Below are 11526 nucleotides of genomic sequence, written 5' to 3' on the forward strand. Positions count from 1 at the left end.
ACCGCTACTCCTGTTGGTCCTCTGCACGGGCTTCCCCGGCGTCCGTAGGCTCCCTGTCGATGGCAGGCGTATCTCCCGGCTCATCGGCGTCTTCAGAATCGACCTCGGCCTGATCCACAATCGACTTGGGCAACTCTTTTTTAACCCTGACCCCCAGCTCCACAAACCGATTGGCCTGGGAAATCAGATTACCACGGCCCCGGGTCAGGGTATTCATGGCATTATCGTAGGTGCCCTGGGCCGTGTGTAACTGGCTTCCCAGCTTTTCCATGGCCTCTACAAACACCCGGAGCTTGTCATAGACCGCACCGGCGCGATCTGCAATGCGGCGGGCGTTCTGGCTCTGGCGTTCATAACGCCAGATATTCTCAATCGTTCTCAGTGTCGCCAGCAGGGTGGTGGGCGTCACCACAATAATCTTGCGTTCGAACGCTTCTGCGAACAGGTTCTCGTCCTGCTGGAATGCTGCCACAAATGCCGGCTCAATGGGCATGAACAGCAGCACGAAATCGGGAGAATGCAGCCCGTTAAGCTGACTGTAATCTTTCTCGCTCAATGTACGGATGTGATTGCGAACCGCCTCAACATGCTGCTTCAGCGCCGCAGCGCGCTCTTCCTCCTGATCTGCGGTCACCCACTGCTGATAGGCCACCAGGGATACTTTGGAATCAATCACCAGATTTCGCTGGTCCGGCAAATGCACGATGACATCGGGCCTCAACAACTGGTTATCTTCGTCCCGGTAACTCCCCTGGGTTTCGTACTCGACCCCTTTGCGCAGGCCCGACCGTTCCAGCACCCGCTCCAGGATCAACTCACCCCAGTTGCCCTGAATTTTCTTGTCGCCTTTGAGCGCGCGGGTCAGATTGGCGGCTTCTTCGGTAATTTGCCGGTTCAGCTCCTGCAACGATTTTATTTCGCTGCGAAGTGCCTGGCGATCCCGGGTTTCCGTGGTGTAGACATCCTCTACGCGTTTACGGAAGTCCTGCAACTGGTCACGGAAGGGGTTGAGCAAGGAGTCCAGGCTGGTTTTAGATTGCTGACTGAAGCGCTCACTTTTCTGGTCGAAAATCCGGTTCGCCAGGTTTTCGAATTCCTGTTTCAGCGCATCTCGATTCTTTTCCAGCAACTCGAGTTTTTCCGAGGCATTGCGGCGCTCTTTATCCAGTGTCACCTGCTGCTCGCGTAACTCGACCTTCAACTGGCCTAACTGTTCGGAGAGTGTTTCAGCCCGCTGCTGGTATTGACCGCTTTCATTTACCAGTTGCGCAACCCGGTCCTGTTTTGCCGCCAGCTCCGATTCCAGAGCCGCCAATCGGTTTTCCAGGTTGGCAGACTGCTGTCGCCAGTGCTCGATGCCCTGCTCCAGCTGCCCAGAGCGGGCTTTCTGCTCCTCCAGTGCGGTCTGCAGATGTTCAACTTCCTGTTCATGCAACGCCTGCACCTGCTCGCTATCTCTCAGTTGCCTGTCTCGGGTGTCCAGTTCCTCGCGCAAGGCAGACTCGGTGACTCTATCCAGGCTTCGACGCCACAGCAGCCAGACAACCCCCACCAGTAACAAGGCGGCGCCAGCCACCAGCGCAAGGAACCAACCTGCCAGCCATTCCGGACGTTCAGCCATGGTGAGGGTAAGCGCATCTAGCACCAGCAAGTTCTCCTTGAGTCTTGATTGGTAGAATCAGGGCATGGCCCCGGGATCAAAGCCTGACAGTCTACCGCAATGCTCACCCTTTTTTCTCGTTGGCGGAACGGGGCCACCAGGCCGGCATCGACTGTTTGGCATTTATCAACATTGCGCCAATCCGCCTATGGACGCCGAGCGTAAATTCCTCTACAACGGTTAAAAAGCACCCAATCGGAGTGCTAAAGCCGTAATATGGAAAGCTGACTGGCAGGCCGGAGCATGTTCAAGGAATTGTGGAGAAAATTCGGGTCCGACTTCCTGCAGGCTACCTGTGTGGAAGACGAGCAGGCATTGTCTTCGGAAGATCAACGCTCGGCGGGCAAGCATGTGCGGGTTTTGCCTCACATCACCCATACCGGCGAGTTTCACCTTGAACGACTGACCCAGTTGCTGAAAAGCCGTTATGGAAAGAGCTTCACGGTGCCGACCGACACCACCTCCAGCGATCGCGCGCTCAAAGATGTCATTTCCTTTGCCGCCCGCATTCAGGACCAGGATATCCAGCGGGAGCTGCTGCTGTTCTACCTGAATTGTTCCCCGGTCATACAGGAGTACCTGAGATCCGAGACGCCACTGGGCCAGGGACCTTTTCTGGGCCAGTAAATATGCGCCTTAACCATCTGTAAAGTCACCACACAGGTCCGTTGTAGTATACTCTCCCGCCTGATTGACAACACATCCAATGGCTGTGGCATCCATTGCCAATAATTCTCACGGCCGGTTCAGGGGATATTCATGGGGTCCAGGTTTTCGCAAACCCGCTCATTGTTCGCAGTTGCCTTAACAGGGCTGGCAGTCGCACTTTCCGGTTGCGCTTCCGATCGCTATTTCATGGTGCCGAAAGAAAATATTGAAGAGGTTCGTGCCTCGGTCCAAAGCCAGCGTGCGACCCTTGTTACCATGGAGCAAAATGCCGGGGTAAGGCATGAAAAGCTGCTGCAGCAGAACCAGGATTCTACCCAGACCATTCTTCAGGCCATCGCCACACAGGTTGAAAAACCATCTTGCCCACCACCGAAAGCAGCACCTACGTGCCCCGCTCCTCGCGAAGACACAGGGCGGGCAGATCGCCTGAAAGGCAAAGTGGTTGTGGGCGAAGTAGAAAAGTTTTTCCTGGCTGGCCCCGGCCATGTCTATACCGCCCGTATCGACAGTGGCGCTGAAACCTCCTCCATACACGCCCGCAACGTTCAACGTTTCGAGCGCGACGGCAGCAACTGGGTGCGCTTTGAAGTTCCGGTTCCTGGCACCAAGGAGGCCGAATGGGTTGCCATGGAGAAAGAAATCTCCCGGCGCGTGAAAATTATCCAGTCCAGTGCCGATGAGTCTGAACGACGTGTAGTGGTGGAGCTTCAGTTTGCCATTGGCGACCACCAGCAAGTGGCCGAGTTCACTCTGGCAGACCGTACAAACCTGACGTACGAAGTCCTGATTGGCCGAAACGTTTTACGCGACGTCATGCTGATTGATGTCGGCAAGGAATTCGCAACAGAGCTCCCCGAATCCTACCTTGAACAAGCGGCAAACGGAGACGAAGAATGACGGTACGCTCCCGGGTTCCGTTTTACGTGTTTGTTTTCCTGCTGATTGCAGCAGGGATTGCCATTGCCACCTGGCGTCATTTGGAACTGGGCATTCCCTGGATGACCGGAGAACAGCGCCCGGTATGGATGATTGAGGCGCGGGTCGATTTCCAGGGCCAGAACAGCCCGGCTGAAGTGAGTCTGCACATACCGGAGCAGCCGCCCGGCTTTCGCATTCTGACGGAGCAGGCCGCGTCACCCGGCTACGGCTTCTCAATTCTGGACAGCAACAGCGGGCGCAGGGCACAGTGGACAAAACGAGATGTCGCCGGCCCCCAGACTCTCTATTTCAAGGCACAGTTTGTACCGGATGAAGACGCGATTCATGCTCCGCCAGCGCGTAAACCCCGAGCATTGACGGTTTTCTGGGAAGAACCCCAGGCCACCGCCGTAAGAGAACTCCTGAGCCAGGCTTCCGAGCGCTCCAGCTCCCCCGAGAGCATGACTCGCGAGCTCATCCGCCTGATGCAGCCGGACAACCGCACCCAGAACACAACACTGCTGGTATCCGACGACAACTACCTGCAACTGCTGGTAAAAATGCTGAATCACGCCGGCATTGCTGCGCGCACCGCCGACGCCCTGAAGCTTGAGGATGCCCGGCGCCGCCAACAACTGGTGCCATTCCTGCAGATATACAACGGCAAGCGCTGGCTTACCTTCGACCCGCGCACCGCAGAACAGGGCGTACCGGAAAACCTGCTGCTCTGGCGACAGGGGTCCGATTCCCTGCTCGATGTGGTGGGTGGCGACGACTCCCAGGTGAGCTTTTCCATGCTGCGGCAGACCGTACCGGCGCTGCAGCTGGCCACGCTGGAGTCCAATGCCAACGGACTGAGCGTGCTCGGTTTCTACCAGCTGCCAATAGAAGAACAGAGCATGTTCCGGATGTTGCTGTTGCTCCCCATCGGCGCGCTGATTGTTGCCTTCATGCGGATTGTCATCGGCATCCGAACGTCGGGCACCTTTATGCCAGTCCTGATTGCCGTGGCGTTTGTCCAGACCACCCTGGTGCCGGGGCTGATCGCATTTTTGTCCGTCGTAGCCATTGGCCTGCTGTTGCGCGGTTATCTTTCCAGCCTGAACCTGCTGCTGGTATCCCGCATATCGGCCTTGATCATCCTGGTGATCTTCATCACTGCGGGGCTCAGCATTATTGGCTACCAGATGGGCTTTAACACCGGCATGACTGTCACCTTCTTCCCCATGGTGATCATCGCCTGGACCATCGAGCGTATGTCCATCCTCTGGGAGGAAGAAGGCGCCCGCGAAGTGCTGGTGCAAGGTTCAGGCAGCCTGTTTGTGGCCATCTGCGCCTACCTGGCCATGAGCACTCCGCTGGCGGGTCATCTCACCTTCAACTTCCCGGAGTTACATCTGGTTATTCTCGGGCTGATCCTGCTGATGGGTCAGTACACCGGCTACAAGCTCAGCGAGCTCAAGCGGTTTACCCCGATGAAGGCCTACGACTGATATGGACTGGATTTCTCCACGCAGGCTGAAGAAACTCGGGATGCTGAACATGAACCGGCGCAATGTGGACTACATTGCCCGGTATAATGATCGCTCCTCCTATCCGCTGGTGGACAACAAGCTGAAAACCAAACTGGCGGTGAGCGAATACGGTGTAAAAACCCCCAAGCTGCTGCAGGTGGTTCGCCAGCAGCACGAAATCTCCCATTTCCGGGAAATGGCGGAGGATCTGGCCGGTTTTGCCATCAAGCCGGCAAAAGGCTCCGGCGGCAAGGGCATTACCGTCATTACCGGGCGAGACGGCGACGACTTTATCAAGGCCTCCAGCGCCCACATTTCCGTCGCCATGCTGGAGCGTCACCTCACCAACATTCTGGCTGGCCTTTATTCCCTGGCCGGCACCCCGGATGTTGCCATTGTTGAAAACCTGGTTCAGTCCTCCCCGGCGCTCGCCAGGTACTCCTTCCAGGGCGTACCCGACATCCGGATTGTGGTATTTCAGGGATATCCCGTCATGGCTATGCTCCGGCTGGCAACCACCGCTTCGGACGGTAAAGCCAACCTGCACCAGGGTGCTGTTGGCGTCGGGCTGGATATAGGCTCTGGCCAGAGTCTGAACGCAGTTCAGTTCAATCGGCCGATCACCCTGCACCCGGACACCGGACTGGCGCTGGAAAATATCCGGATTGAAGACTGGGAAAACATGCTGGAAATGGCGGCCCGATGCTATGAGGCCACTGGCCTGGGTTATATGGGCGTAGACCTGGTGGTCGATGCCAACGAAGGCCCGCTGCTGCTGGAACTGAATGCCCGGCCCGGACTGGCCATTCAGATGGCCAACGGCTGCGGCCTGCTGCCCAGGCTCAACGCGATCGAGAGCCTCAAGCGCCCGCATTTCAGCCCCAGAGAGCGAGCGCTGTTTGCCATGGAAAGCTTTTCCCGGCGCTGACGATCAGTATTTGGGCATAAAAAAACCGGAGCTGCTGTGGCTCCGGTTTTTTTTTATTCAGACCCGCTGATCAGGAGGTCAGCTCACCCCTTTGCAGAAGCAACTTCCTCTCATGGGTCAGACCTTTCAACAAGCCCCAGGTCATCAGCAGAAGTATTACAGTAAAGGGCAACCCGGCACTGATGGCAACCGCTTGGATCGCACCCAGAGCGTCTTCGCCACCGCCGAAGATCAACGCCGCCGCAATGGCACCTTCCATGACCACCCAGAATACACGCTGAGCCGTCGGGGCATCGGTTTTGCCGCCAGCGGTGATGCTGTCGATCACCAGCGAGCCGGAATCCGACGAGGTTACGAAGAACACCAGCACCAGGATAATACCGACGAATGACACAATGCCGGTCCAAGGCAGCTGCTCAAACATCTGGAAGGTCGCCAGAGAAACCTCGGTCAGCCCTTTGTCTGCGAGCACGCCAACGCCTTGCTGTATCTGTTCCAGTGCCGTGCCACCGAAACCACTCATCCATACGGTGGTGATCAAGGTCGGGATAATCAGAACCGCAGTGACAAACTCACGCACTGTCCGGCCTTTTGAAACCCGCGCGATAAACATACCTACGAACGGTGACCAGGAAATCCACCAGGCCCAGTAGAATACAGTCCAGCCCTGGAACCAGGCTTCATCTTCACGACCAAACGGATTACTCAGCGGCACAATGTTGGCCACGTAGGTGGAAGAGGTTACCCAGATGGTCTCCAGAATGGTCATGGTCGGACCAGCGAAGATCACGAAGAACAACACGATGCCCGCAGTCGCCATGTTGATGTTACTGAGCACCTTCACGCCGCCATCCAGGCCACGCAACACGGAAATGAGCGCCAAGGCCGTAACGCCAACAATGATAGCCATCTGCACATTGGTGCCAGAACCTACCTGAAACAGGTAATCCAGGCCGGAGGCAGCCTGCTGGGCACCAAAACCAAGTGACGTGGCCAGACCAAAGATGGTAGCCACAACCGCGAGGACATCAATGATGTGCCCCGGCCAGCCCCACACCTTGTCTTTCAGCAGTGGGAAAAACGCGGAACGGATGGTCAGTGGCATGTTCTTGTTGAACGCAAAGAACGCCAGAGACAGGGCCACGATGGCGTAGATTGCCCAGGGGTGCAGCCCCCAGTGATAAAGGGTCGCCCCCATTGCCAGATCACGCGCTTCGGGAGAGTTGGCAGCCACATTGAAGGGAGTTTCATACCAGCCTGTATAGTAGGCCACCGGCTCGGCCACGGCCCAGAACATCAGGCCGATCCCCATCCCGGCTGCGAACAGCATGGCAAACCAGGACATGGTTGAGAATTCGGGCGTTGCATTCTGTCCGCCCAGCCGGATCTTGCCTACCGGCATGAAGATCAGCGCAAGGCTGACAACCACAAAAAGGTTGGCGCTGAGCAGGAAGAACCAGTCAAAACTGGCAATAATGTCCCACTTGGCCCCATCAAGAGTCTCCTTCGCCGCGGCCGGAAACATCAGGGTTCCGATAACAAACAGAACCACAATGATGGCCGCTACCGGGAAAACCCAGTTATGAAGATCCAGGCCGAACGGATTGATATTATCCTGGCCTGCGACGTAATCCGTCTGATATTCGTCTTTCACTACCTCGCCCACGCTGGCGCCTCCTGGTCTGGTGTGATCACTGAATATGCTGAGTGAATGGATAACGCAATGAACAATCATTCATACGTTACAAGCCGGTCATTTTATTACTTTGAACTCAAAACATCAAAAGCAAGAAAAATGCCTTTTTTATCTACATCAGCATAGCCCAGATTTTGCAGAGGCAAAGATTGTTCCCTGAAACAGGTCTACTACCCGGACAGGTGACGTAGTTATACTGCAAGGTTTCGCCGACACCCGCCCGACAGCAATCAGAGGTATTCATGGAAAAAACCACCACCTTCCCTTTGCGCTATTCTGCTTATGTCCTCAGCATCGCCGGGCTGCTGGTGTCGTTACCGGTAACGCTTTGGCTTGGAGCAGGCTATCTGTTTCCGGTGATTTTTGGTGCGCTCACAGCCCTCGGCACCTGGGATTTACTGCAGCGAAAACACACTGTTAGCCGAAACTATCCCATCATGGCCAACTTCCGGTATCTGTTTGAGTCGATCGGCCCGGAGATCAGGCAGTACTTTATCCAGTCCGATACGGAGGAGCGGCCCTTCTCGCGGGAACAGCGCACTATTATCTACCAGCGGGCGAAGAACGTGCTCGACAAGCGACCATTCGGCTCACAGTTAGGCATGTACGACGAAGGCTTTGAATGGATGAACCACTCGCTCACCCCAACCCGACTCGACAGCAGTAACTTCCGGATTCTGATCGGCAAAAACTGCGAGAAACCTTACAGTGCAAGCGTTTTCAATATCTCCGCCATGAGCTTTGGCTCACTTTCCGCCAACGCCATTCTGAGCCTGAATACCGGCGCAAAAAAAGGAGGCTTCTACCACGACACAGGGGAAGGATCGATCTCCCGCTACCACCGGGAACCCGGCGGAGATCTGGTCTGGGAAATCGGTTCCGGCTATTTCGGTTGCCGGCATCCCGACGGCTCCTTCAATGCCGAGATGTTCGAAAGGAATGCCACCCTGGACCAGGTCAAAATGATAGAGGTCAAACTATCTCAAGGGGCAAAACCAGGCCACGGTGGCATTTTGCCCGGTGCAAAAGTGACCCCCGAAATTGCCGAAGCCAGAGGCGTTCAGGTTGGCGAAGATTGCATCTCCCCCGCCAGCCATTCCGCCTTCTCCACCCCGATTGAATTGCTGGAATTCCTGGAACAGCTGCGAACGCTCTCCGGCGGCAAACCGGTCGGCTTCAAACTGGCCATTGGCCACCCCTGGGAATGGTTCGCCATCGTTAAGGCCATGCTGAAGACTGGCAAAAAACCCGATTTCATCGTGGTTGATGGCGGTGAAGGCGGCACCGGTGCGGCGCCACTGGAGTTCATCAATCGTCTTGGCATGCCGATGACTGAAGCCCTGCTTCTGGTTCATAACACACTGGTGGGTACCCACCTGCGCGAAGACATCGCCATTGGCGCCGCAGGCAAGATTACGTCCGCTTTCAATATTGCCCGTACCCTTGCTCTGGGAGCGGACTGGTGTAATTCCGCCAGGGGCTACATGTTTTCCCTGGGCTGCATCCAGGCATTGAATTGTCATACCGGCCGCTGTCCCAGCGGGGTCGCAACGCAAGATCCCCGTCGTGGCAATAAACTGGACGTCCCCTTGAAAAGCGAGCGGGTATTCAACTTCCATAAGAACACCCTGGATGCCCTCCAGAATCTGCTTGAGGCCTCGGGGCTCCGGCATCCCTCTGAGCTTGGCCCGGAGCACATCGTCCGTCGCGTCTCCAAAACCGAAGTGCATAGCTATCTGGACCTGTTTCCGTTCCTCGAACCGGGAGCACTGCTTGAGGGCAAAACCGGCCTGAGGGTCTTCGACAAGTACTGGGAAAGCGCTCAACCGGATACCTTCGAACCGCCGGAATTCATCCTGGCACTGAGGGAGACCAAGTTACGTTGATTTCGAGAGAAATTCGCCAGCCCGGTGTTTATTTTTAGCCTGGGCTGGTGTAGACTTCGCTCCCGCTAAGCCACTGAGATAAACCTTGTTTCTCGGCGGCTTGCAGTTTACGGGGCGTAGCGCAGCTTGGTAGCGCACTTGCATGGGGTGCAAGGGGTCGTAGGTTCAAATCCTACCGTCCCGACCAGATTTATCAAACACTTAGCCCGGCCTCGAAAGAGCCGGGCTTAGTTTTTTTTGGAAAACAGCCTTTCTCGTCACCGTTTGGTCACCGTTTCTCAAACCCTTAAAAATCTCGTCACCACTCGGTCACCGCTCTGCGTGCTTCGTCACCATTCCCTTTGGCAGGAAGGCCTCCATCAGCCGACCAAAATCTTCAGCGCCAATCTTTTTGAAAGTCTCGCTCTTGTTTCCTGCAGCTAAAACGTGGTGTCAGCAACAAAGTCTGTCCGGATTTTCTAACCGTGCTTTGGACGCTCCTCAAAAGCGGGACTAATCGGACTCCGTGACTCTAATGAGTAGAGCACGCTGAGGTCGCAAAGCGAACATTCGGATCAGAGTCCAATTTCCATAAATCTTTTTACGAGTCCGCCGAATCTATGGGATGGTTGCAGGACAAGGTAGTCGTGACAAATCGGAGTTCAATCACCCAATGCAGTATTGGCTGGCCGTTAACAAGAAAGCCGGGAAAGAAAATAATGATGGCGACGTCTATTGGTGCGAAAAGTTAACCGCGGCAGGCGTTGATCCAATCATCCCTTGCGGTTTCGATGATCTTGGTTGGACTCAATCCGTGACGGTGGGCGATTGCATTATCGCTGCGGGTGGCGATGGCTCGGTCAATCGGGCGGCGGCCATCTGCCGAGAACGCGATGCCATTCTTGCGATTTTACCCACTGGAACCGCCAATGATTTTGCGCGCAATCTGTGGTTGCCCTCTGACCCGGATCAAATCGCCCGTCTCATTGCGAGCATGCAATGGCGATGGGTAGATGTGGCAGAGCTCAATGGCTTGATCTTCCTTAACGTGGCGCATATCGGCCTGGCCACGCTGCCCGCTCGATACGTTGCACCAAGCAGCAAGCAATGGCTGGGACGATTCAGCTACGCAGCCACCCTGCTCAAGCGCCTGGGAGCACAGCGCGGGTTTCATGCCAGCATTCAGTGTGACACCGGCTACCTGAAAGGTCGCTGGCTCTCAATCTCTGTCGCCACCGGTGCATTTTACGGAGGTGGACAGCAGATTCCTCAGGCCAGTGCCAACGACGGACAGCTCGACATTGTCGCCGTTCGACCCCGTTCGTTGCTCTCGCTGGTGACTACGTTTGCAATCATGCGATTACTCCGCCGCGCCCCACGAAAACACTCAACCGTGGTTCATCTCAAAAGCAGCCATTGTCATATCCAGACCAGTAACCCAAAAACAGTCACTGCCGATGGGGAGGTGTTCGCGAAAACGCCGATAAACGTGACTTGCCTTCCCGGGTCACTTGCTGTTGTATGTGAAAAGATTGTCGAGACCTGACGAAAGTCACGCAGCAGGTATTTTTCATTTCAATCCCGGACCGACCTTCCCCTTGCGAACCATCACTGACTTGGCGGGAAATTGACAATGAAATTGGTCAAATTAAACGACTCCAGTCCCATACAAACGACAAAAATGCCGTACATGATCAGGAGGCTCCAGGATTCCTTACGGCTTAAGATCAGGTCAGTGCGCATCATCAGAAAAAGGGCCAATGTTGCGACCGTCAAAATGGCCATCATCGGCGCTGCGACCGAATAGTTGATGACAGCACTTCCGGCGATCAATACCCCAATAGGAATGCAGCAGAGTAAATCAAAAATGTTGCTTCCCAGTACATTAGCCGTGCTGGTGATGCCTTTACCACGACGGGCAGCGCGAACTGACACAAAGGCATCCGGAATTGACGTGCCAGCGGCGACGATGGTTATGCCCCAGAGGAAGCTTGGCGTATCCAGAATAGCGCCAAAGTTTATGGCGGCCCGAACCAGCCCTTCGACACCGATCAGAATCAGGATCAGCCCAGCTGCAAGTCTTGCCCACTCTTTTGCGGGTTGAACGTGTGAAACGTCTTCGTCGGATTGGTAGTCCATTGTGTCCTGGTATTGGACAAACACATAAATGGCGTAGAGGACCAGGGGTAAGATGGCGAGGCCGCGGGTGAGCTCGCCCATTAGAACGTCGTTGCCGGACTCCACCGGGTTGTAGATAACGGCGAACGAGAAAGTCA

General features: G+C 55.6%; 9 protein-coding genes and 1 tRNA gene. 7 read left to right on the forward strand and 3 right to left on the reverse strand.

Going from position 1 to position 11526, the window contains the following annotated elements; translation table 11 throughout:
* Positions 1 to 4: 4 nt before the first annotated feature.
* Complete coding sequence (gene rmuC / locus ACSSVV_RS17110; protein WP_454106634.1) at positions 5 to 1651, reverse strand: DNA recombination protein RmuC; 1647 nt, start codon at positions 1649 to 1651, stop codon at positions 5 to 7.
* Between the two features lie 252 nt (positions 1652 to 1903).
* Here rmuC and ACSSVV_RS17115 point away from each other — a divergent pair, with 252 nt between their 5' ends.
* The 4 genes from ACSSVV_RS17115 (at position 1904) to ACSSVV_RS17130 (ending at position 5689) form a co-directional block, all read left to right on the forward strand.
* On the forward strand, positions 1904 to 2287 hold the full coding sequence (locus tag ACSSVV_RS17115) for a hypothetical protein (protein ID WP_303292411.1): 384 nt from the start codon (positions 1904 to 1906) through the stop codon (positions 2285 to 2287).
* A gap of 132 nt (positions 2288 to 2419) precedes the next feature.
* The gene (locus ACSSVV_RS17120) at positions 2420 to 3226 is read left to right on the forward strand and encodes an ATP-dependent zinc protease family protein (RefSeq protein ID WP_303292410.1); all 807 of its coding nucleotides are present in this window, start codon (positions 2420 to 2422) and stop codon (positions 3224 to 3226) included.
* Positions 3223 to 4740 carry an inactive transglutaminase family protein gene (locus ACSSVV_RS17125; protein WP_224849231.1) on the forward strand — a complete coding sequence of 506 codons (1518 nt, stop codon included), beginning with the start codon at positions 3223 to 3225 and terminating at the stop codon, positions 4738 to 4740. The genes ACSSVV_RS17120 and ACSSVV_RS17125 overlap by 4 nt, the downstream gene beginning before the upstream one ends.
* A 1-nt stretch (position 4741) precedes the next feature.
* Positions 4742 to 5689 carry an alpha-L-glutamate ligase-like protein gene (locus tag ACSSVV_RS17130; protein ID WP_454106635.1) on the forward strand — a complete coding sequence of 316 codons (948 nt, stop codon included), beginning with the start codon at positions 4742 to 4744 and terminating at the stop codon, positions 5687 to 5689.
* Positions 5690 to 5759: 70 nt separating this feature from the next.
* Here the strand turns inward: ACSSVV_RS17130 and ACSSVV_RS17135 are convergent, their stop codons facing one another.
* Positions 5760 to 7355 (reverse strand): BCCT family transporter, encoded by a 1596-nt coding sequence (locus ACSSVV_RS17135; protein WP_454106636.1) that lies wholly within the window; start codon positions 7353 to 7355, stop codon positions 5760 to 5762.
* A gap of 272 nt (positions 7356 to 7627) precedes the next feature.
* Between ACSSVV_RS17135 and ACSSVV_RS17140 the strand changes: the two genes are divergently transcribed.
* From ACSSVV_RS17140 to ACSSVV_RS17150, 3 genes are all read left to right on the forward strand, one after another.
* Positions 7628 to 9271, forward strand: coding sequence for an FMN-binding glutamate synthase family protein (locus tag ACSSVV_RS17140; protein ID WP_454106637.1), 1644 nt, complete (start codon positions 7628 to 7630; stop codon positions 9269 to 9271).
* A gap of 110 nt (positions 9272 to 9381) precedes the next feature.
* Positions 9382 to 9458: transfer RNA gene (locus ACSSVV_RS17145), tRNA-Pro, on the forward strand.
* A 465-nt stretch (positions 9459 to 9923) separates the two neighbouring features.
* A complete protein-coding gene (locus ACSSVV_RS17150) occupies positions 9924 to 10796 on the forward strand; it encodes a diacylglycerol/lipid kinase family protein (protein ID WP_022992328.1) in 873 nt (290 codons plus the stop codon).
* Between the two features lie 62 nt (positions 10797 to 10858).
* Here ACSSVV_RS17150 and ACSSVV_RS17155 read toward each other — a convergent pair.
* Positions 10859 to 11526: sodium:calcium antiporter (locus tag ACSSVV_RS17155; protein WP_454106638.1), on the reverse strand; the 668-nt coding region annotated here is incomplete at its 5' end.

It is taken from the genome of Marinobacter sp. MBR-105 (assembly GCF_053628895.1).